The sequence below is a fragment of the Actinoplanes sp. NPDC048988 genome, assembly GCF_043197815.1.
Taxonomy (GTDB): Bacteria; Actinomycetota; Actinomycetes; order Mycobacteriales; family Micromonosporaceae; genus Actinoplanes.
In genome coordinates this window covers 191158-212728 of the sequence record NZ_JBICTW010000011.1, presented here as the reverse complement: position 1 = coordinate 212728, position 21571 = coordinate 191158, and the positions used below count along the sequence as shown (strand labels likewise).

Annotated in this window: 17 protein-coding genes, 2 pseudogenes and 1 riboswitch; of the genes and pseudogenes, 12 read left to right on the top strand and 7 right to left on the bottom strand. The window is 71.8% G+C overall.

Going from position 1 to position 21571, the window contains the following annotated elements; translation table 11 throughout:
* Positions 1-72: 72 nt before the first annotated feature.
* Positions 73-1023, bottom strand: coding sequence for an Acg family FMN-binding oxidoreductase (locus ACGFJ7_RS30135; protein ID WP_360259103.1), 951 nt, complete (start codon positions 1021-1023; stop codon positions 73-75).
* Between the two features lie 18 nt (positions 1024-1041).
* Positions 1042-1995: an Acg family FMN-binding oxidoreductase gene (locus tag ACGFJ7_RS30130; protein ID WP_360259101.1), complete on the bottom strand. Its 954-nt coding sequence runs from the start codon at positions 1993-1995 to the stop codon at positions 1042-1044.
* A 164-nt stretch (positions 1996-2159) separates the two neighbouring features.
* On the opposite strand from ACGFJ7_RS30130, the gene ACGFJ7_RS30125 reads away from it, so the two are divergent.
* Genes ACGFJ7_RS30125 through ACGFJ7_RS30105 form a run of 5 tightly spaced genes read left to right on the top strand, consistent with a single transcriptional unit; the run spans position 2160 to position 8149 of the window.
* Positions 2160-3560 carry a cytochrome ubiquinol oxidase subunit I gene (locus tag ACGFJ7_RS30125; protein ID WP_360259099.1) on the top strand — a complete coding sequence of 467 codons (1401 nt, stop codon included), beginning with the start codon at positions 2160-2162 and terminating at the stop codon, positions 3558-3560.
* An 11-nt stretch (positions 3561-3571) separates the two neighbouring features.
* Positions 3572-4567: a cytochrome d ubiquinol oxidase subunit II gene (gene cydB, locus ACGFJ7_RS30120; protein WP_097328520.1), complete on the top strand. Its 996-nt coding sequence runs from the start codon at positions 3572-3574 to the stop codon at positions 4565-4567.
* Positions 4564-6267, top strand: coding sequence for a thiol reductant ABC exporter subunit CydD (cydD, locus tag ACGFJ7_RS30115; RefSeq protein ID WP_392645071.1), 1704 nt, complete (start codon positions 4564-4566; stop codon positions 6265-6267). Before cydB ends, cydD begins: the two co-directional genes overlap by 4 nt.
* Complete coding sequence (gene cydC / locus ACGFJ7_RS30110) at positions 6264-7934, top strand: thiol reductant ABC exporter subunit CydC (RefSeq protein WP_392645070.1); 1671 nt, start codon at positions 6264-6266, stop codon at positions 7932-7934. Before cydD ends, cydC begins: the two co-directional genes overlap by 4 nt.
* A 44-nt stretch (positions 7935-7978) precedes the next feature.
* Complete coding sequence (locus tag ACGFJ7_RS30105; RefSeq protein ID WP_360259092.1) at positions 7979-8149, top strand: hypothetical protein; 171 nt, start codon at positions 7979-7981, stop codon at positions 8147-8149.
* Positions 8150-8158: 9 nt separating this feature from the next.
* Here ACGFJ7_RS30105 and ACGFJ7_RS30100 read toward each other — a convergent pair whose 3' ends face one another.
* The gene (locus ACGFJ7_RS30100) at positions 8159-9838 is read right to left on the bottom strand and encodes a GAF domain-containing sensor histidine kinase (protein WP_360259089.1); all 1680 of its coding nucleotides are present in this window, start codon (positions 9836-9838) and stop codon (positions 8159-8161) included.
* A 63-nt stretch (positions 9839-9901) separates the two neighbouring features.
* Between ACGFJ7_RS30100 and ACGFJ7_RS30095 the strand changes: the two genes are divergently transcribed.
* Positions 9902-10537: a response regulator transcription factor gene (locus tag ACGFJ7_RS30095; protein WP_097328517.1), complete on the top strand. Its 636-nt coding sequence runs from the start codon at positions 9902-9904 to the stop codon at positions 10535-10537.
* A gap of 4 nt (positions 10538-10541) precedes the next feature.
* Here ACGFJ7_RS30095 and ACGFJ7_RS30090 read toward each other — a convergent pair whose 3' ends face one another.
* The gene (locus ACGFJ7_RS30090; protein WP_360259086.1) at positions 10542-11387 is read right to left on the bottom strand and encodes a helix-turn-helix transcriptional regulator; all 846 of its coding nucleotides are present in this window, start codon (positions 11385-11387) and stop codon (positions 10542-10544) included.
* A gap of 102 nt (positions 11388-11489) precedes the next feature.
* Here ACGFJ7_RS30090 and ACGFJ7_RS30085 point away from each other — a divergent pair, with 102 nt between their 5' ends.
* Positions 11490-12326, top strand: coding sequence for an oxidoreductase (locus ACGFJ7_RS30085; RefSeq protein ID WP_392645067.1), 837 nt, complete (start codon positions 11490-11492; stop codon positions 12324-12326).
* A gap of 57 nt (positions 12327-12383) precedes the next feature.
* Here the strand turns inward: ACGFJ7_RS30085 and ACGFJ7_RS30080 are convergent.
* Positions 12384-12581 (bottom strand): annotated as a pseudogene (locus tag ACGFJ7_RS30080) (LuxR C-terminal-related transcriptional regulator); the annotation flags it as partial.
* Between the two features lie 113 nt (positions 12582-12694).
* Here ACGFJ7_RS30080 and ACGFJ7_RS30075 point away from each other — a divergent pair.
* Both ACGFJ7_RS30075 and ACGFJ7_RS30070 read left to right on the top strand, forming a co-directional pair.
* Positions 12695-13951, top strand: a pseudogene (locus ACGFJ7_RS30075) (M14 family metallopeptidase); the annotation flags it as partial.
* A gap of 751 nt (positions 13952-14702) precedes the next feature.
* Positions 14703-14795, top strand: a riboswitch (glycine riboswitch).
* 135 nt (positions 14796-14930) lie between these two features.
* Positions 14931-16388 (top strand): L-serine ammonia-lyase, encoded by a 1458-nt coding sequence (locus tag ACGFJ7_RS30070; RefSeq protein WP_392645065.1) that lies wholly within the window; start codon positions 14931-14933, stop codon positions 16386-16388.
* Here ACGFJ7_RS30070 and ACGFJ7_RS30065 read toward each other — a convergent pair whose 3' ends face one another.
* The gene (locus ACGFJ7_RS30065; protein ID WP_392645063.1) at positions 16389-17633 is read right to left on the bottom strand and encodes an alpha/beta fold hydrolase; all 1245 of its coding nucleotides are present in this window, start codon (positions 17631-17633) and stop codon (positions 16389-16391) included.
* Positions 17634-17703: 70 nt separating this feature from the next.
* Here ACGFJ7_RS30065 and ACGFJ7_RS30060 point away from each other — a divergent pair, with 70 nt between their 5' ends.
* The 3 genes from ACGFJ7_RS30060 to ACGFJ7_RS30050 are packed head-to-tail and all read left to right on the top strand — an operon-like array spanning position 17704 to position 20721.
* The gene (locus ACGFJ7_RS30060; RefSeq protein WP_360259077.1) at positions 17704-18675 is read left to right on the top strand and encodes an NYN domain-containing protein; all 972 of its coding nucleotides are present in this window, start codon (positions 17704-17706) and stop codon (positions 18673-18675) included.
* Position 18676: 1 nt separating this feature from the next.
* Positions 18677-19861: a zinc-dependent alcohol dehydrogenase gene (locus tag ACGFJ7_RS30055; protein WP_360259074.1), complete on the top strand. Its 1185-nt coding sequence runs from the start codon at positions 18677-18679 to the stop codon at positions 19859-19861.
* Entirely contained in the window at positions 19858-20721 is an 864-nt protein-coding gene (locus ACGFJ7_RS30050; protein WP_360259071.1) for an SDR family NAD(P)-dependent oxidoreductase, read from the top strand. Before ACGFJ7_RS30055 ends, ACGFJ7_RS30050 begins: the two co-directional genes overlap by 4 nt.
* Here the strand turns inward: ACGFJ7_RS30050 and ACGFJ7_RS30045 are convergent.
* Positions 20663-21472, bottom strand: a complete 810-nt coding sequence (locus tag ACGFJ7_RS30045; RefSeq protein ID WP_392645061.1) for a S41 family peptidase — start codon at positions 21470-21472, stop codon at positions 20663-20665. The genes ACGFJ7_RS30050 and ACGFJ7_RS30045 overlap by 59 nt on opposite strands.
* Positions 21473-21571: the final 99 nt, after the last annotated feature.

Genomic DNA, 21571 nt, shown 5'->3' with positions numbered 1-21571 from the left:
GCATCGTGCATGGCAGACGAGATGCTTTGTGAGGATCCCACAAAAGATGCCGTGGAACGTCACCGGCCGGGCCTAGATCACCTCCGTCACATCGCGCCGGGGCGTCGGATGCCCCGGCGAGCCGTAGCCGAAGCGGACGACGATCTGCGGCCAGCCGTAGCGGCCCAGTGACCGGCGTAACTGCTCGCGGGCGGCCGGCACCTCGATCGGCTGACTGATCATCGACGTGTCCAGCCCCGACGCGGTCGCGGTGAGCAGTACCCGCTGAAGCCCCTCGCCGGCCAGGATCTGATCGGCCGGCCGGTCCCCGGCCACGCCCAGGATGCCGACCAGCGGCTCCGGCTCGTAGTCGCGGCCCGCGACCCGCCGCCGGTCGTTGAAGAACCGCTGCGGCAGCAGGTCCTGCGGCTCGGCCAGCGGCGCCCCGGCCATGACCGGAATGCCGTCGGCCGCGGCCTCGGCATGCGTCCACGAGGCCTGTTCGGCCTGGTAGCCGGCGTCGCGCCGGAGCACCCGGTCGGCCGAGCGGGCGACCTCGGCGAACGCCCCGATCGCCGTCATCCCGACCAGCAGGTCGAGCCAGGCCGACTCCTCACGGGCGGCGGCGATCAGCCGGGCCCGCACGTCGGCCGGCACCGGGTCGGGCCAGAACGGCCCCCGGTTGCTGTACCGGCGCGCGATCGCGGCGTGCAGCTCGGCCTCGGCGTACGTCGGCGGTCTCGGCGCCCCGGGGTTCAGCCGGGCGACCAGCCCGGGATCGTGCGGGTCGGGGGCGAGGCGCACCTCGGCCGGGTGCCCGGCCCAGGCCAGCGCCAGGCGGGCGTTGAAGGTCGCCGCGCCGCAGGCCAGGCGGGCCGCCCAGCCGTCACGGTCGAGGTGGTGCAGGCGCCGGGAGGGGTCGGTGCGCACCTCGATGGCGCCACCGTCGAGCCGGAACAGCCAGGGCTGGCTGTTGCCGATCGAGGGCGCCCGGATCCCGGCCGTCGCGGCCAGGCGCAGGTCGGTTTCGTCGTAGGCGGACACCGTGTCACTCCCCGCTCTTCACTCGATGATGGTGATGACGTCGCGCACGTCGCGACGCGGCCGCGGCGGCAGGGGCGCCGACTCGGCCGGGTAGCCCAGCCGCACCACCAGGTACGGCTCGCCGACCCCGGCCAGCAGCCCGGCCACCAGCTGGCGTGGCCACTCGACCTCGATGGCGTCGCTGATCGGCGCCGTGGCCAGCCCGTCGGCGGTGGCCAGCAACAGCAGGGCCGACAGCGCCTCACCGCCGCGCAGCAGGTCGACCGGCCGGGTGTCCTGGCCGAACAGCACCACGTAGGCGGCGCCCTGGTCGTGCTCGGCCCCCGGGGCCAGGCCGGCCTCGCCGCCCGGGGCGAAGTCGCGCACCGGCACCCGGCGCAGCCCCGGCTCGACAGCAGTCGAGGCAGGCACACCGTCACCGGTGAACTCGGGCCGGCTGGTCCACCGGTCGAGCTCGGCCCGGTACTCCGGGTCGTCGAGCTCGGCGTCGCCGGCCAGCTCGGCCGAGATGGCGAGCTGGGCGATCTGGTCGGTGCGCACGAGATGCAGGTACGCCCCCTCGGCCTCGACGAAGCGCCGCAGCTTGGTCAGCTCGGCCTCGCTCACCTCCCGCTCGCCGAAGGCCCGCCGGTCGGTGCGCCGCCGCGGGATCGCGTCGGCCAGGCGCTGCGCCTCCGGGTCGGCCGGCACGGCCGGCCCGATCCGGATCCGGGCCAGCGCGCCGCCGCCCGGGAACCGCTCGACGGTGGCGGCCCAGCCGGCCGCGGCCAGGGCGATCCGGGCGTGGTGCAGCGCCGCGCCGCAACTGAGCAGCAGCAGCCGGCCGTCCCGGTCGACCGTGCCGAGCTGGCGGTCCTCGTCGGCCCTCAGCTCCAGCGTGTCGCCGGTCAGGCGCCACGACCAGGGCTGGGTGTTGAAGACGGACGGGGCGTGCTGGGCGGCCTGTGCGGCTTTCTCGAGCGGCGTTGTCATGCCCATCACTCTCGCGCGCCGCCGCCGATCCCGGGAGAGCCGAAAGTCCTGGCTCGCAAGGTCTGTTCCCAGTACTTAAGTAGGTGCGGCCATAGGACTTTAGACCCTCCCGCGGGAGCGCCGGCGATCGAAAGGATCGACGCATCCGTGGAAAGGACCAGCCCGTGGACACGCTCGACATTGCCCGATGGCAGTTCGGCATCACCACCGTGTACCACTTCTTGTTCGTGCCGATCACCATCGGTATGTCGGTGCTCGTCGCCGGCCTGCAGACCGCCTGGGTCCGTACGGGTAAGGAGCACTACCTCAAGGCCACCAAGTTCTGGGGCAAGCTCTTCCTGATCAACTTCGCGATCGGCGTCGTGACCGGCATCGTGCAGGAGTTCCAGTTCGGGATGAACTGGAGTGACTACTCCCGCTTCGTCGGCGACGTCTTCGGCGCCCCGCTCGCCATCGAGGGCCTGCTGGCCTTCTTCCTCGAGTCGACGTTCCTCGGCCTGTGGATCTTCGGCTGGGACCGGCTGCCCAAGAAGGTGCACCTCGCGACCATCTGGGCCGCCGCGATCGGCACGCTGCTCTCGGCGTACTTCATCCTGGCCGCCAACTCGTGGATGCAGCACCCGGTCGGCTACACGATGAACGAGCAGACCGGCCGGGCCGAGCTGACCAGCATCTGGCAGCTGCTCACCAACTCGACCACCCTGGTGACGTTCCCGCACACGATCACCGCGTGCTTCCTCACCGGCGGCGCGGTGCTCATGGCGGTCAGCGCCTGGCACCTCAAGCGCAAGAACCAGGTGGACGTCTTCCGGCCCAGCCTGAAGCTCGGCGCCTGGGTCGTGCTGATCGCCGGCGTCGGCGTGCTCATCACCGGCGACCAGCAGGCACGCATCATGACCGAGCAGCAGCCCATGAAAATGGCCGCCGCCGAGGCCCTGTACCAGAACTCGCAGCCCGCCAGCTTCTCCATCTTCACCATCGGCTCGCTCAACGGCGAGGAGGAGCTTTACAGCGTACGGATCCCCTCGCTGCTCTCGTTCCTGGCCACCGGCACCTTCGACGGCGAGGTCGAGGGGATCGACAACCTGCGGGCCGAGTACGAACAGAAGTACGGACCCGGCGAGTACGCGCCCTCGATCCCCGTCACGTACTGGTCGTTCCGCCTGATGATGGGCTTCGGCATCGCCACCATGGCGGTCGCTCTGGCCGCGCTCTGGGCCATGCGCAAGGGCCGGACACCGACGAACCGGTGGTTGTGGCTGGCCGTCATCCTCTCGTTCGGCGGGCCGCTCGCGGCGAACTCGTTCGGCTGGATCTTCACCGAGATGGGCCGCCAGCCGTGGACGGTGTTCGGCCTGTTCAAGACGTCCGAGAGCGTCTCCCCGTCGGTCAGCACCGGCGAGGCGGCGACCTCACTGATCACGCTCACCGCGCTGTACGGCGTGCTCGCGGTCGTCGAGGCCGGGCTCTTCCTCAAGTACGCCCGGGCCGGCGCCCCCGAGATCCCACCACCTTCCGACTCGGACTCCTCCGAGGACGACCGTCCACTAGCTTTCGCCTACTAGTAGGGGCCCTGATGGAACTCACGACTGTCTGGTTCGCGCTCATCGCGCTGCTGTGGGCCGGCTACTTCCTGCTCGAGGGCTTCGACTTCGGCGTCGGCATCCTGCTGCCCGTGCTGGGCCGCGACAACCGCGAACGCCGCCTGCTCATCAACACCATCGGCCCGGTCTGGGACGGCAACGAGGTGTGGCTGATCGTCGCCGGCGGCGCCACCTTCGCCGCGTTCCCCGAGTGGTACGCCACCCTGTTCTCCGGCTTCTACCTGCCGTTGCTGCTCATCCTGGCCGCTCTGATCATCCGCGGGGTCGCCTTCGAGTACCGGGGCAAGCGCGACGACGACCGCTGGCGCCGCCGCTGGGACCTCTGCATCATCGCCGGCAGCTGGATCCCGGCCGTGCTGTGGGGCGTCGCCTTCGGCAACATCGTGCGCGGGGTACGGCTGGACGCCGACCACGAATACGTCGGCGGCTTCTTCGACCTGCTCAACCCGTACGCCCTGGTCGGCGGCCTGACCACGCTGGCGCTGTTCACGCTGCACGGCGCGGTCTTCCTGGCCCTCAAGACCGACGGCGAGATCCGGGAACGGGCCGGCCGGCTGGCGGCCCGGCTGATCGGGCCGGCGGTCGTGGTCGCGGCCGGGTTCCTGCTCTGGACGGCGATCGCCCACCACGACGTGGCCGGCTGGATCCTGATGGCCGCCGCCGCGGTGTCGCTGCTGGCCGCGATCCCGGCCATCCGGGCCCGGCGCGAGGGCTGGGCGTTCCTGGCCACCGCGGCCACCCTGGTGCTGGCGGTGTTCGCGCTGTTCGTGACGCTGTTCCCGAATGTGATGCCGTCCTCGATCGCCGACGCCAACAGTTTGACCGTCACGAACGCGTCGGCCTCGCCGTACACCCTGAAGGTCATGACCTGGGTCGCTGTCGGCTGCACCCCGTTCGTGCTGCTGTACCAGAGCTGGACGTACTGGGTGTTCCGCAAGCGCCTCTCCGTCGAAAAGATCCCGGCGTGAAGCCGCTGGATCCGCGGCTGCTCAGGTACGCCCGGACCACCCGGGCCTACCTGGTGGTCACGGTCGTCCTGGGCGCCGCCCTGGCCGGGCTGATCGTGGCCCAGGCGACGCTGCTGGCCGACGGGATCACCGCGGTCTTCCTGCACGGCGCGGGCCTGGCCGACCTGCGGGCCACGCTGATCGGGCTGGCCCTGGTCGTCGCGGGCCGGGCCGCGGTCTCCTGGGCGCAGGAGGCGGTGGCGGCCCGCTCGTCGGCCTCGGTCAAGAGCGAGCTGCGCCGGGCCCTGCTCGGCCGCCTCGCCGAGCGTCCCGGGACGGCTGACACCGGGGCGGCGGTCACCCTGGTCGTCCGGGGCCTGGACGCCCTCGACGCGTACTTCGCCCGCTACCTGCCGCAGCTCGTCCTGGCCGGGCTCGTCCCGGCGATCGTGCTGGCCCGGATCCTGCCCGCCGACCTGGTCGCCACCGTGACGATCGTGCTGACGCTGCCGCTCATCCCGGTCTTCATGGCGCTGGTCGGCCTGCAGACCGAGAGCGCCAACCGCAGGCAGTTCACGCTGCTCACCCGGCTGTCGCACCACTTCCTCGACGTGATCGCCGGCCTGCCGGCGCTGAAACTGTTCGGCCGGGCCCGCGCCCAGGCCGCCACGATCCGCCGGATCAGCGACGACCAGCGGCGCCTGACGATGCGGACGCTGCGCATCGCGTTCCTGTCATCGCTGGTCCTGGAACTGCTGGCGACCCTGTCGGTGGCGCTGGTCGCGGTCGGCATCGGCCTGCGCCTGGTCGACGGCCGCCTCGACCTGGCCACGGCCCTGCTCGTGCTCATCCTGGCCCCCGAGGCGTACCTGCCGCTGCGCCAGGTCGGCGCCAACTACCACGCCAGCGCCGAGGGCCTGGCCGCCGCCGCGGACGCCTTCGAGATCCTCGACAGCCCGGTCGCCCCGCCCGCCACGGCGCCCGCGCCGGAGGGCCCGATCGCCTTCGAGGACGTCGTCGTCCGGTACCGCGACAGCGACGCGCTGCGGCTCGACGCGGTCATCGAGCCGGGCGAGATCGTGGCGCTGACCGGCCCCAGCGGCTGCGGCAAGTCCACGGCGCTGAACGTGCTGCTCGGCTTCGCCACCCCCGGCGCGGGCCGGGTGACGGTCGGCGGCGCCGACCTGACGTCGGTGGACCCGGCCGGGTGGCGCTCGCGGATCGCCTGGGTGCCGCAGCGGCCACACCTGTTCGCCGGAACCGTACGCGACAACATCGCGCTCGGCGCCGGCCCGGGCGCCGACGTCGTCGCCGCGGCCCGCAGCGCCGGGGCCCACGACTTCATCCTCGGGCTGCCGCGGGGCTACGACACGGTCCTGGGCGACGACGGCACGGGGCTGTCGGCCGGGCAGCGCCAGCGGATCGCCCTGGCCCGGGCCTTCCTCCGGGACGCGCCGATCGTGCTGCTCGACGAGCCCACGGCCAACCTCGACACGGCCACCGCCGATGAGGTCATGACCGCCATCCGCCGTCTGGCCCACGGCCGCACGGTCCTGATCGCGGCCCACCGGCCCGAGCTGATCGCCCTGGCCGACCGCGTCATCGACCTCATCCCGGCCGGCGCCCTGGCCACCGCCACCGCGCCGGCCGCGGGCTACACCTCCGGCAACACCCGGCTCATCACGGGCGCGGCGCGGCTCACCTCGGACGGTGTCCTATGACCTGGTTCAAGCTGCTCCGCACCGCCTCGCGGCCGGCCGCGCCCGGGCTGCTGCTGGCGGTGCTGGCCGGCGTGGGCGCGGCCGGGGCCGCGGTCGGCCTGATGGCCACCTCGGCCTGGCTGATCTCGCGGGCCGCCCTGCACCCGCCGGTGCTGCACCTGATGGTGGCCATCGTCGCGGTCCGGGCCTTCGGCATCGGCCGGGGCGTCTTCCGGTACGCCGAACGCCTCGCCGGCCACGACGCCGCCCTGCGCGTGCTGGGCCGGCTGCGCGTGCGCCTGTTCGACCGGCTGGCCGCGCTCGCCCCCGCCGGCACGGCCCGCTTCCGTGGCGCCGACCTGGCCCACCGCCTCGCGGCCGACGTCGACGCGGTGCTCGACATGCTCGTCCGGGTCGTCCTGCCGTACACGGTCGCGGCCGTCGTCGGCCTCGGTTCGGTCCTGCTCGTCGGCGCGCTGTCCCCGGTCGCCGGAGCGGCGCTCGCCCTCGGCCTGCTGGCCGTGGCCGTCGGCGTACCCCTGCTCCAGTCCGCCGCCGCCCGCCGCGCCGACGGCCGCCTCGCGCCCCTGCGCGGCGACCTGGCCACCGCCACCGTCGACCTGCTGCACGGCCTGCCGGACCTGATCGCGTACGGCGCCACACCCGCCCAGCTGGCCCGCCTGACCGAGGCCGACACCCGCCTGCGCCGGGCGGAGCAGCGCTCCTCCGCCGCCGCCGGCGCCTCGGCCGCGGTGACGGCCCTGGCCACCGGCCTGAGCCTGATCGTCGGCCTGGCCGCCGGCGCCGTGGCCGTCCGCTCCGGCAGCCTGCACGGCGAACTGCTCGCCGTTGTCGTCCTGACGCCCCTCGCCGTCTACGAGTCGGTCGCCGGTCTGCCGGTCGCCGCCCAGCGCTTCGCCGCCGCCCGGGCCGCGCTGACCCGGCTGGCCGAGATCCTCAGTGCCCCCGACCCCATCACCGTCCCGGATGCCCCCGTCCACCTGCCCTCCGCCGCCACGCCACCCGCGATCAGCGTCCAGGGCGTCAGCGCCTCTTGGGTGCGCGGCCGGACCGCTGTACGGGATGTCAGCTTCGACCTGCCCGCCGGAGCCCGAGTGGCGCTGGTCGGCCCCAGCGGCTCCGGCAAGAGCACGATCGCCGCGCTGCTGGTCCGCTTCCTCGACCCCACGGCCGGGCGGATCACGCTCGACGGCCTCGACCTGCGGAACCTCGACCCGGACGAGGTGCGGCGCGTCGTGGGCTACCTGCCCGAGGACGCCTACCTGTTCGACACCACGATCTCGGCCAACCTGCGCGTCGGCCGCCCGGCCGCCACCGAGGCCGATCTGCGGGCGGCCCTGGCCCGCGCCCGCCTGCTCGACTGGGTGGACACCCTGCCCGACGGTGTGGAGACCTTCGTCGGCGAGCACGGCCTGGCCCTGTCCGGCGGGCAGCGCCGTCGCCTGGCCCTGGCCCGGGCCCTGCTGGCCGACTTCCGCGTGCTGATCCTCGACGAGCCCACCGAACACCTCGACGACGAGACCGCGGCCGCCCTCACCCACGACCTGCTGACCGCCGCCGGCGACCGCTCGGTCCTCCTGATCACCCACCGCACCGACATAGCCACCCAGGTCGACCGCGTGATCGACCTGGCCGCCGCCGAAGCCCCGATGCCGCTGCCGGTGTGAGGAGACCGGTGTAAGGAGAACCGCCGCCGGGGTACCAGAGGCCCATGACGCAGCCGGATCTCAATCCCGACGACTACCCGCCCATCGACCCGGGGGAGCCCGTGCCCGACGACCCCGGCGAGTTGCTGCCGGACGCGCCGGAGGACCTGCCGGAAGCGCCCGTCGAACCGATGCCCGACGACGGTGACGAGGGCGGCGTCCGCGAGCCCGCCTGACCGGGCCTCCTACAGCGGGGCGCGCCAGGTCAGCAGGGAGCCGGTGCCGGACGGGGCGCCGGTCACCTCGAACGAACCCGACAGGTCCTGGGCCCGGTCGGACATGTTGGCCAGGCCGCCCCGGGCCAGGGCCGGGTCGAAGCCGATGCCGTCGTCCTCGATCTGCAGGATCACCTCGTCGCCGGTGGCGCGCAGGGAGACCCGGCAACTGGTGGCCTGGGCGTGGCGGGCCACGTTGGCCAGAGCCTCGCGCAGCACGGCCAGAAGCTCGGGGACCACGTCGTCGGGGACGGCGCTGTCGACCGGGCCCGTCGTGTCCAGCACCGGGCGGAAGCCCAGGGTCTCGGCCGCCTCCTGGACCGTCGTGTTGATCTCCGTGCGCAGGGAGGGGCCGGCGGGGGCCCGCAGCTCGAAGATCGAGCGGCGGATGTCGCGGATGGTGGCGTCCAGGTCGTCCACGGCGGCGTTGATGCGCCTCACGGCCTCGGGGCGGCCGGCGTGCGCCACCGCACCCTGCAACTGCATGCCGGTGGCGAACAGGCGCTGGATGACCACGTCGTGCAGATCGCGGGCGATGCGCTCGCGGTCCTCCAGGACCACCAGCTGCTCGCGTTCCTCCTGGGCCCGGGCCCGGTCCAGGGCCAGCACGGCCTGACCGGCGAAGGTCGAGAGCAGGACCGCGTCCTCGGCGTCGGGGGCCCGGTCGGCGGGCTGAGTCACGATCAGGACACCCCGGCGGGAACCCGCGGCGGCCAGCGGGGCGGCCAGGGCCGGGCCCGACGGGACCGGGCCGGGCCAGTCGGCGGCGACGGCCAGATCGGCGATCGTGTCGTGGCCCGACAGGTCGGCCGCCACCGCGCGGCCCTCCAGGCTCCGGCAGTCCGGGCTCCGGCCGTCGGCGGCCTCGATGGTGTAGCGGGCCGCCTGCTCGTCGTAGAGCAGGACCATCGCCAGCTCGGTGTCGGCCACCTCGCGGGCGCGGCGCGCGATCAGGCGCAGGGCCTCGGTGCGGCGGACCGTGCCGAGCAGCACACCGGTGATCTCGGCGGCCGCCGCCAGCCAGCGTTCGCGGCGGCGGGCCAGGGCGAACAGGCGGGCGTTGTCGATGGCCACGCCGGCGGCGGCGGCGAGCGCGACGACGATCTCCTCGTCGTCGTCGGAGAACTGCTCGGCGCCCTGCTTCTCGGCCAGATAGAGATTTCCGAAGATCTGGTCCCGGGTACGCACGGGCACGCCCAGGAAGCTGTGCATCGGCGGATGGTGCGGCGGGAAACCGTACGAGTTCGGATGCCGGGTGATGTCCGGAAGCCGCACCGGATGCGGGTCGGTGATCAGCAGGCCGAGGACACCGCGGCCGTGCGGCAGGTCGCCGATCGCGGCGTGCGTCACCGGGTCGATGCCGTGGGTGATGAAGTCGGACAGGCCCGACCGGTCGGCGTTGAGCACGCCGAGCGCGCCGTAGCGGGCGCCGGCCAGGGCGCAGGCCGACTCGACGATGCGCTGCAGGGTGCTGCGCAGATCGAGGTCGGTGCCGATGCCGACCACCGCGTCGAGCAGGGCGCGCAGGCGCTCGCGGCTGGTCATCACCTCGCCGACGCGGTCCAGCATCTCCTTCAGGAGCTCGTCCAGCCGTACGCGGGAAAGTGGGCGAAGCCCGAGGGACGGCAGGTCAGGGGTGCTCTCGGCCATGACGGTCAGACTAGGGTCCTAAGGCCCTTGGTGTGTCACGGGGCGGCACGGTAGGAATGAAGTGTGATCCGAGTCTTCCTTCTCGACGACCATGAGGTCGTCCGCCGTGGCCTCATCGACCTCCTGCAGGCCGGCGGTGACATCGAGGTGGTCGGCGAGTCCGGGTCCGCTCAGGAGGCCGCCCGCCGCATCCCGGCGCTGCGCCCGGACGTGGCCGTGCTCGACGCGCGGCTGCCCGACGGCAACGGCATCGACGTGTGCCGCGACGTCCGGGCGGTCGACTCGTCGATCAAAGGCCTGATCCTGACGTCGTACGAGGATGACGAGGCCCTGTTCGCCGCCATCATGGCCGGCGCGTCCGGTTACGTGCTGAAAGAGATCCGCGGCACCGACCTGGTCGACGCCGTGCGCCGCGTCGCGGCCGGGCAGTCGCTGCTCGACCCGGCCGTCACCCAGCGGGTCCTCGAGCGCATCCGCAACGGCGTCGAGCAGCCGCGCGAGCTGGCCGGCCTGACCGACCAGGAACGCAAGATCCTCGAGTTCGTGGCGCAGGGGCTGACCAACCGTGAGATCGCCTCCCGCATGTTCCTGGCCGAGAAAACGGTGAAGAACTACGTGTCGAGCATGCTGGCCAAGCTCGGCCTCGAACGCCGCACCCAGGCCGCGGTGCTCGCCACACGCCTGCTCGGAGACAAGTAAGGCCTCACGCCGGGACCTTTCCGGTGCTCTCGCGCCGGGTGAGCGTTGACGACGCCAGCAGGGCCAGTTTCTCGGCGCTCGGGCTGCCCGGCGTGGCGTGGTAGACGGCCAGGACCTGATCGGTGGCCCCAGCGATGATCAGTTTCTCGCGGCGCAGCGTCAGGCGGCCGATCTGCGGGTGATCGATTTCGGTCGTGGATCCCTCGCGGGTGTGCACGTCGTGCCGGGCCCAGAGCTGCCGGAACCGGTCGCTGCCGAGGGAGAGTTCGCCGACCAGTTCGACGAAGCGCGGATCGTCGGTGTCCGTGCCGACCGACTCGCGGAACGCGGCCACGAGCATGGCCGTGGCCTCGTCCCAGCCGGGGAACAGAGCCCGCTCGGCCGGGTCGAGGAAGACAGCCCGGATTCTGTTCTCGCCGGCCCGCATCCGGGGGGAGAGGGCGACGGCCAGGTCGTTCGCGGCGAGGACGTCGAAGTAGCGGCCCTCGACGAAGGCCGGCACGGGCAGCGTGCCCAGCAGCTCCCGGATGCCGGCCGGCACGACCTCGCGGCGCGGGCGCCGGCGGCGTTTCGGTTTCGGCGCCGCGAGGCCGATCAGGTAGTCGGTGGCGTCGTCGTCGAGCCGCAGCACCCGGGCCAGGCTTTCGAGGACCTGGATCGACGGGTTGCGGTCGCGGCCCTGCTCGAGCCGCAGGTAGTAGTCGCTGCTCACCCCGGCCAGCATCGCGACCTCCTCGCGGCGCAGCCCGGCCACCCGGCGCACGCCGGTCACGTGCAGATCCACGTCCTCGGGGCGCACCTGGGCCCGCCGGGCCCGGAGGAAGTCGCCGATCAGATTGTCGCCGCTCATGCCTCGACGGTAGACGCCCGGCCCGCCGCTTCCCTGGTCCTGCTGGTCCTAGGATGGCCAGAGCTCTCATTGCCCGGCCGGCCCGAGGCCAAGCTGGTCCCCATGAACGCATTCGAGGTCAACCGCATGGGGTACGGAGCGATGCAGCTCGCCGGTCCGGGTGTCTTCGGCCCGCCGCGCGACCACGACGAGGCGATCGCCGTGCTGCGGACGGCGGTCGAGCTGGGCGTCGACCACATCGACACCGCCGACTTCTACGGCCCGCACATCACCAACGAGCTGATCCGGGAAGCCCTCTCACCGTACCCGGACGGTCTGCGGATCGTCACCAAGGTCGGCTCGGTGCGCGGCGAGGACGGTGCCTGGTTGCACGCCCGCCGGCCCTCCCAGTTGCGCGAACAGGTGCAGTCGAACCTGCGCACCCTCGGTGTCGAGGCCCTTGACGTGGTCAACCTGCGCGTGGGCGGCGGCCCCGACGGCCACTCGCCGGTGCCGGGCTCGATCGCCGAGGAGTTCGGGGCGCTGGCCGACCTGCGCCGCGCGGGCCTGATCCGGCACCTGGGGCTGTCCGTCGTCGACGAGGCCCAGGTGGCCGAGGCCCAGGACATCGCGCCCGTCGTCACCGTGCAGAACTGGTACAACGTCGCGCACCGCGGCGACGAGAAGCTGATCGCCACCCTCGGCGAGCAGGGCATCTCGTACGTTCCGTTCTGGCCCCTGGGCGGCTTCAGCCCGCTGCAATCGGGGGTGCTCGACCGGGTGGCGGCGCGGCTCGGGCAGAAGCGGAACCCGGTCGCCCTGGCCTGGCTGCTTCACCAGGCGCCGAACATCCTGCTCATCCCGGGCACGTCCTCGGTCGCCCACCTGCGCGAGAACATGGCGGCGGCGTCGCTCGAGCTGCCGGCGGACGCATTGGCCGAACTGGATGACATCTTTTAGCTCGCGGCGGCCGGCGATGCCGAGCTTGCCGAAGATCTTGCGGAGGTGCCGTTCGACCGTACGGGAACTCAGGAACAGCTCGGCGCCGATCTCCGCGTTCGTCTGGCCGTCGCGGGCGCGCCGGGCGATCTGGCGCTCCTGCGGGGTGAGGCCGGTGGTGGCCGGGTCCGTACGGGTCCGGACCGTCTCGCCGGTCGCGCCGAGTTCCCACCGGGAGCGCGCCGCGAACGCGTCGGCGCCGAACGAGACGAACATGTCATGAGCAGCATCGTCACCTGATCACCCTAACCATCACGTGGTGGAGAGGGATCGATTGGCATGTCCGTAGACATTGCTGTCAATCGATGTCTGATGGTGGGCTGACAGGCATGAGACGACGCTTTGGCTTCCTGACAGCGCTCGTGCTGCTCGGCTCGGCCTTCCTCGTCGCCGGGCCGGTCTCGGCCGCCCCGTCCGGCTCCGAGATCCCCGGGCAGTTCGAGGTGTACGACGTACGGACCGCGGCCCAGCGCAACGCGATCGCCCGCACCGGCGCCGCCGTCGACGCCATCCAGCACGGCGTCGCCGAGATCACGGCGACCGGCCGTGAGGTGCGCGAACTCCAGCGGCAGGGCTTCACCGTGCAGCCGGTGCTGACAACCCTGGACTTCCCGCCCTCGGACGCGCCCTACCACAACTACAGCGAGATGATCGCCGAGGTGAACCAGGCGGTGGCCGCCTATCCGGCGATCGCCAGCAAGCGGGTCATCGGCAAGTCGTACGAGAACCGCGACATCGTGGCCGTGAAGATCTCCGACAACGTCGGTACGGACGAGGCGGAACCGGAGGTCCTGTACGACGCCAACCATCACGCCCGCGAGCACCTGACCGTGGAGATGGCGGTCTACCTGCTGAAACTGTTCACGTCGTCGTACGCCTCGGACACCCGCATCCGCAACATCGTGAACTCGCGCGAGATCTGGATCGTGCCCTCGGTCAACCCGGACGGCGCCGAATACGACATCGCGACCGGCAGCTACCGCTCGTGGCGCAAGAACCGCCAGCCCAACAGCGGCTCGTCGGCGGTCGGCACCGACCCCAACCGCAACTACGGCTACAAGTGGGGCTGCTGCGGCGGTTCCTCGGGTACGCCGTCGTCGCTGACGTACCGGGGCCCGTCGGCCTTCTCGACCCCGGAGACCAGGGCGATCCGCGACTTCGTGAACAGCCGAGTGGTGGGCGGCCGCCAGCAGATCCGCGCGGCGATGGACTTCCACACGTACTCGGAACTGGTCCTCTGGCCCTTCGGCCACACCACGGCCAACACGACGACAGGCATGACGGCCGACGACAACAACACGTTCGCGACGTTCGGCCGCCAGATGGCGGCGACCAACCGCTACACGCCCGAACAGTCGAGCGACCTCTACGTCACGGACGGCGACCTGCTGGACTGGCTGTGGGGAACCCACAAGATCTTCGCCTACACCTTCGAGATGTACCCGACCAGCGCCTCCGCCGGCGGCTTCTACCCGCCGGCCAGCGTCATCACCCGGGAGACGACCCGCAACAGGGAGGCGGCCCTGCTCCTGGCCGAGGTCGCCGACTGCCCCTACAAGGTGATCGGCAAGCAGTCCACCTATTGCACCACCGCCTGACCGAGGTCCCGTTTGTCCCGCGCGGCCGGCCCGATCCCCGATCGAGCCGGCCGCCATGTCTTCCGTCCCGCGCCGCCGTCTCCCGTTCCGCCTTCCGCTCCACGCCGCCGTCTCCCGTTCCGGCTTCTGCTCCGCGCCGCCTTCTTCCGTTTCGCGTTGCGCCCTTCTGCCCGACGCCTTCGCTCTGCCGCTGGCCCATCCCTTCCGCTGGCCCATCCGTCGCTGCCGCGGGTCCGGGTTACCGCCAGAAGCCTGATCCGAAGTGACCCAGGTTCCTAGGATGCCCTCCGGCGTGTGCGCCCGAGCGCATCCCGGGGACGCTCACGAAGCGGCGAACTGCTGCCTGCGGGACAGGGATGGGGCGGAGGGGCAGGGGCCCGAGCAGCGGGCGGCGGCCCTCGAGCCGAGGGCAGCGGGCGACGGCCTTCAAGCGGACGGCGGCTTTCGAGCACAGGGTGGCGGGCGACGGCCTTCAAACACGCGGCGCCTTCGAGCACAGGTGGCGAGGCGGGCGGCGGTGCTGAGCAAAGGCGGGGCGCTCGATCGGTGGATGCTGGCGGAAGTGGCATGACCCGAGTCGGGCCGCTTGGCTGGGCTGATTGCGCCATCAGTGCTCGGCTGGTGCGGCGGATGTCGTAGGCGGTGGCTGCTGAGAGCCCGGGTGGCGTTCAGCTGGGCGTTCTTGACCCTTGGTGAGCGGGGCGGATAGCTTTGGGGGACACAACCGAACATCGCTGTTCGAACCGCTGCGGGAGAGTTCCCGCGCTGGCGGGGCGCCGAAGGAGCAACTTCTCCCTCAGAATCTCTCAGGCCCCGGTACCGCGGCGGTCAGGCGACTCTGGAAAGTCAGGACGCGGCCGGCGTTCTGCGCCCACGGTGCAAGCCGTCCCGTTCGCGGGCGGTGAAGCTCTCAGGCACCCATGACAGAGCGGGGGAGGCCGACCTCGATGAGGAGCCTCACGCCGTCATGGCTGTCTCTGTGTTCGACCTCTTCTCCGTGGGCATCGGGCCGTCCAGCTCGCACACGGTGGGCCCGATGCGCGCGGCCCGCATGTTCGCGCTGCGGCTGGCCGCCAGTGGGCTGATCGGGCGGACCGCCCTCGTGCGGGCGGAGTTGTTCGGCTCGCTCGGTGCTACCGGGCACGGGCACGGCACGCCCAAGGCGGTGCTGCTCGGCCTCGAAGGCGAGACGCCCGAGGCGGTCGACGTGGCGAGCGCCGACGCTCGGGCCGCGCACATCCACGCCACGGGCCGGCTCCTGCTCCTGAGCGCCGCCAACAGCGCGGCTGCCAACAGCGCGGCTGCCAACAGCGCGGCTGCCAACAGCGCGGCCAAAAGCGGCGCGGCCGGAAGCGGCGCGGCGGGAAGCGGGGATGGTGGCGGGTGTGAAGTTGCGGTTGAGGTGGTTTTGCATCGGCGGCGGGCGTTGGCGGGGCATCCGAACGGGATGACGTTCACTGCCCTGGATGGCGATGGGGCGGAGCTGTTCGCCAAGACGTACTTCTCGGTGGGTGGTGGCTTTGTCATCGACGAGGCCAGCGGTGGGGTGCGGGCCGATGACACCGCTCTGCCCTATGCGTTCGCCAGCGGGGGTGAGTTGCTCGCGCTCGTGCGGGAGACCGGGTGGTCGATCTCGCGGCTGATGATGGCCAACGAGACGGTGTGGCGGCCGGAGGCTGAGGTCCGTGCGGGGCTGCTCGGTATCTGGGCTGTCATGCGCGAATGTGTGGACGCCGGGCTCGGCGCTGAGGGGATTCTGCCGGGTGGGCTCAAGGTGCGCCGGCGGGCGGCGGCGACCGCGCGGCAGCTGAGGGCGGCGGGGCGGCCGGCCGAGCATGCGATGGAGTGGCTTACGGCGTACGCCATGGCGGTCAATGAGGAGAACGCGGCCGGTGGGCGTGTGGTGACCGCTCCCACCAACGGGGCGGCGGGGATCATTCCGGCGGTTCTGCGGTACTACCTCGACTTTGTGCCGGGCGCCGACGAGGACGGCGTCGTGCGGTTCCTGTTGGCGGCCGGGGCCGTGGGGATGCTGTTCAAGGAGAACGCCTCCATCTCGGGGGCCGAGGTGGGCTGCCAGGGGGAGGTCGGGTCGGCCTGTGCGATGGCGGCGGCGGGGCTGACCGAGGTGCTGGGTGGCACGCCGGAGCAGGTGGAGAACGCGGCCGAGATCGGCATGGAGCACAACCTGGGGCTGACCTGTGATCCGGTGGGTGGGCTGGTGCAGATTCCGTGCATCGAGCGCAACGGGATGGCCGCGGTCAAGGCGGTCACCGCGGCGCGGATGGCGCTGCGGGGTGATGGGCGGCACCACGTCTCCCTCGACAAGGTCATCAAGACCATGAAGGAGACGGGGGCCGACATGAAGATCAAGTACAAGGAGACGGCGCGGGGTGGGCTGGCCGTCAACGTGATCGAGTGCTGATCAGTAGTCGTTGACGTTCACGGTGACGCGGTGCCGGTCGGAGGGCCAGGCGGGCAGGATCGTCGACTCCCAGCCGCCGCCGCGATGGGCCACCACCACCGAGACGGCCGAACCTGACGGGATGTAGACGTCCATGCCGGTCAGGAACGTCTGGGCGAAGATGTCGGGCAGGGGTGCGCTCAGGTCGGTGACGCGGTCGCTGTTCTTGTCGAAGGCGAAGACGCCGATGACCCGCTTCGACCGTGGGGCGTTGGCCTCGTTGAGGATCTGCCGGCCGTTGATGTAGAGCTTGTCGGCCGACGCCCACCACTCCTTCTGCCGGTTGAGGGTCAGGGCGGTGTGCGCGGGCGAGGTTTCGATGAGGGCGCCGACGCCTTCGCCGGGACGGCCGGCCAGCAGCCGTACGAAGGAGTCGGAGCGCAGGAACGGCTGGAAGTAGAAGTGGTGGTCGGGTGTGCCGGGGCGGACCAGGGTGAACTCGTACCGGGCGAAGGGTGAGAGGGGCACCGGCCCGAACGAGCCGTCGTCGGCGACCGTGACCGTTCGCTTCAGGGAGCGGCCGAGGGTGACGTCGTAGATCCGCACGGTGCCGCCGGAGCCGACGTTGCTGGGGAAGATCACGGCGCGGCCGGAGACCTGGGCGACGGGCGTCGGGGTCAGGGTGGTGGTACGGGGTTGGGCGCCGCGCAGGAACGAGTAGACCGCCCGGAACGACTCCGCCGACGAGACGGTCTGCGTGTGGGACTGATCCGGCAGGGACACGTTGCGGGCGCCGGTGATCGTGCGGGCGGGGTCGCCCTCGCCCCAGATGGCGAGGGTGTCGACGCCGCCGGGTGGGGCCGCGGCCGTACGTCCGTCGAGGTTGACGTAGTGCGCGACGCGCGCGGCGCGGGCCGGTGAGGAGTTCAGGTAGCCCTGGGAGACGAACGTGCCGAGCGAGTGGGCGATGAGGTCGACCCGGTCGGCGCCGGTGTCGGCGAGCAGGCGGCTGATCCGGGCGTCGAGTCCGGTGTAGACCGCGGGCAGGATCGTGGCGATGTTGGGGGAGTCGTACTCGTGGGCTTCGATGACCGCGATGGGGTAGCCGTTGGCGGCGAGCCGCTTGGCCTGGGTCTCGAACTGGGCGGCGGAGCCGGCGCTGCCGTGCACGAAGACGATCGGTCGGAACGGTGTCGAGGCGTACGCGGGAAGGCCTGGAAGAAGTGCGGCGGTCAGCAGGGTGAGCAGGAGCAGTAGTCGGCGCACGATCACACTCCATTGACGTCGGTGATTACTGCACGAAGGGTGCAACTATAAACCGACTAGGCTGAGCGGCGTGGATCAAGAAGAGCGGATCGCCATGTTCCTCGACTACGAGAACCTCGCGATCAGCGCGCGCGAGACCCTGGGCGGCCATCCGTTCGACCTGCGGCCGGTGACCGACGCGCTGGCCGAGCGCGGGCGCGTGGTGGTGCGCCGGGCGTACGCGGACTGGTCGTTCTTCGGCGAGGACCGGCGCATGCTGACCCGCGCCCACGTCGAGCTCATCGAGATTCCGCAGCGTATGGGCGCCTCCCGCAAGAACGCGGCCGACATCAAGATGGTCGTCGACGCCCTCGAGCTGGCCTTCGAGCGGGACTACATCTCCACCTTCGTGCTCGGCACCGGCGACAGCGACTTCACCCCGCTGGTGGCCAAGCTGCGCGAGCTGAACAAGCGGGTGATCGGCGTCGGCATCGAGAAGACGACCTCGGCCCTGCTGCCCCCGGCGTGCGACGAGTTCCTTTACTACGACCGGCTCGAAGGGGTGGCCCAGCCGGCGCTCGAGGTGGAGACCCCGGCCCGCGAGCTCGAGGCGCTGCCGGCCCTGGTCGCGCAGAGCGTCAGCGGCACGATCACCGCCTCCCGGCTCAAGCGGACCCTGCTGCGCAAGGACCCCACCTTCAACGAGGCCGACTACGGGTTCCGCTCCTTCGGTGAGCTGCTGCGCCACCTGGCCGGCGACGGCGTGGTCGAACTGAGCGGCGGCTCCGACCCGGAGGTGTCGCTGCCCGAGCACGGCGACCGGGAGGCCGCGTTCGCCCTGCTTCGCACGGTCGTCGAGGGGCTGGCCGGCCCGGAGGGCTCGGTGGCGCTGTCCGGGCTGAAGAACCAGGTGCGCAAGGCCGAGCCCGGCTTCACCGAGAAAAAGCTCGGTTACCGCAGCTTCCTGCAGTTCGTGCGCGCGGCCGACACGTCCGGCGCGGTCGCTCTGCGCTGGAGTCCCGAGGCGGAGGATTATCTGCTTGTCGCTGGGGCACCAAAATGACATGAGAGCTTTGACATGGCAGGGCACCGGCAAGGTTTCCGTGGAGACGGTCCCGGATCCGCGGATCGAGCAGCCGACCGATGCCATCGTACGGATGACCTCCACCGCCATCTGCGGTTCCGACCTTCACCTGTACGACGTGCTCGGCATGTACATCGACCAGGGCGACATCCTCGGCCACGAGCCGATGGGCATCGTCGAGGAGGTCGGTGCCGAGGTCACCCACATCAAGCCGGGCGACCGGGTGGTGATCCCGTTCAACATCTCCTGCGGCTCGTGCTGGATGTGCTCACGCGGCTTCTACGCCCAGTGCGAGACTACGCAGGTCAAGGAGCAGGGCAAGGGCGCGTCGCTGTTCGGGTACACCAAGCTGTACGGGCAGGTGCCGGGCGGCCAGGCGCAGTACCTTCGCGTGCCGCAGGCCCACTTCGGCCCGATCAAGGTGCCGGACGACGGCCGGCCCGACGAGCACTACCTGTTCCTGTCCGACGTGCTCACCACCTCGTGGCAGGCCGCGAAGTACGCCGACATCCAGCCCGGTGACACCGTCTTCGTGACCGGTCTCGGCCCGATCGGGCAGATGAGCGCCCGCGTGGCCCGGCACCTGGGCGCGGGCCGGGTCATCGCGTCGGATCTGGTGCCGGAGCGGCTGGCCATGGCCCAGCGCCACGGCGTCGAGGTCATCGACGCGTCGAAGACGGACGTGCAGGAGGCCGTTCTGGAGATGACGAGCGGCCGGGGCGCCGACAGCGTCATCGAGTCGGTCGGCATGGAGGCGCACGGCTCGCCGTTCCAGTCGGCGGCGATCAAGGCGGCCGGCAAACTGCCGGACGCGGTGGCCCGCAAGGCCGTCGACACCTTCGGGCTCGACCGGATGGCCGCGCTGACCACGGCGTTCGCCGCGGTCCGCCGGGCCGGCACGGTCTCCATCATCGGGGTGTACGGCGGGCAGGCCGACCCGATGCCCATGATGGACCTGTTCGACAAGGGCATCACCATGCGGATGGGCCAGGCGCACGTACGCCGCTGGTCCGACGAGATCCTGCCCATCCTGACCGGCGACGGCGACCCGCTGGGCGTGGACGACCTCGTGACGCACCGCCTGCCGCTGGAGGACGCGCCGCACGCGTACGAGATCTTCAAGAACAAGGAAGACGGCTGCATCAAGGTCGTTCTGAAGCCGTGAGCCGGGTGATCGTGCTGACCGGTGCCTCCAGCGGCATCGGCCGGGCCGCCGCGCTCGCGTTCGCCCGCCGGGGCGATCGCGTGGTGCTGGCGGCCCGGGGGCTCGGCGAGCTGGAAGCCGTCGCGGCGGCGACCGGGGGCCTGGTGGTCCCGGCCGACATCTCCGACGCGGCGTCGGTGGACGCGCTGGCGGCGGCGGCCGTGGCGGCGTACGGCCGGATCGATGTCTGGGTCGACACCGCGGCCGTCATGGCGTACGGCAAATTCGAAGATCTTCCCCCGGAGGTCTTCGACAAGGTCGTCACCACTGATCTGCTGGGCGCGGCCAACGTGGCCCGGGCCGCGCTGCGGGTCTTCCGGCGGCAGGGCGAGGGCACGCTCGTGCTGTGCAGTTCGCTGCTGGCCCACGTGACCGTGCCTTACATGTCGGCGTATGTGACGGCGAAGTGGGGCTTGCGGGGTCTTATCCGTACGCTGCGGCAGGAGACCCGCGACGCGCCGGGGATCACGGTGTGCACGGTGGCCCCGGGCAGCGTGGACACGCCGATCTACCAGCGCGCGGCGAACTACGCGGGCCGCGTCGGCAGCCCGCCGCCGCCGGTGGCCGCGCCGGAACGGGTGGCGGACGCGATCCTGCGCCAGGCCGACAAGCCGCAGGGCGAGGTGTCGGTCGGCCTGGCCAACCGTCTGATCGAGTTCGGTTTCGTCGCGCTGCCCCCGGTCTACGACGCGCTGGTGACCACGATGATGCGCACGTTCGGCCTGTCCCGCCGCCAGGTCGAACCCCACGAGGGCAACGTCTTCAGCTCCGCGGGCCAACTCCAGTCTGCTCCCAGTTCGTCCCGGTCACCGCGTCGATGACGGTGGCCTCGGGCAGCAGTCCCAGCACCTGAGGGGTCAGGCGGACCGGCGTGACGTGGTCGGCCGTCCCCGGGGTCCTCTCGCCGATCACCGTCACCCGGTCCCGGGCCTGAAGGTGGTAGGCGAGGGCCTCGGCCGACGAGTACGTCCGGCCGCTGACCAGCACGGTGACGTCCTGCGTGAGGTGCGCCTCGGTGACCCGGGGCCACCACTGCCGCCGACGGTCGCGGTAGACGACCTCCGAGAGCGGCCGCGTCGTCTCGCCGAGCAGCCGGCCGGCGATGGCGGCCACCGTGCCCGGGTCGCCGCCGCCGTTGGCCCGCAGATCCAGGACGACGCTGGTCGCGTCCCGGGCCAGGGCGAAGGCGGCTTCGAGGTACGGCAGGGCGACGCTCACCGGCTCAAGGCTGTCGATCCGCAGGACGCAGGTGCCGTCGTCCTGGCGCTGGACGGCGGTGACGCCGGCGCCGCGCCGTCTGATCGCCGCCGGGTCGGGCGCGGGCCAGCCGGGCGGCTGCTCGTCGGGTGGCGCGGCACCGTCCGGGTCGAAGTGCAGTTCGAGGTGGCGGGCGGTCCGCTGGCAGAACGTCTCCAGTTCCCGGCACGTCTCGGCCGTCACCGGGTCGCGGCGCCCGGTGAAGCCGGACTCCAGGCCGGCGGTGAGCGTGTCCAGGCGCGGGCCCGGCGGCATGAGGCGGCGCAGCCAGTGCGACAGATGGGCGGCGAGCGCGCCGAGGTGCTGCTGAGGCATGCGACGACCCTGAGGCGCCGCGGGATGTTGAGCGGGGGACAGCACGGGACGCCGGGAAGTTACATGCGCAGAATTCTCAATTTGGGCCAGGTGGGGCGC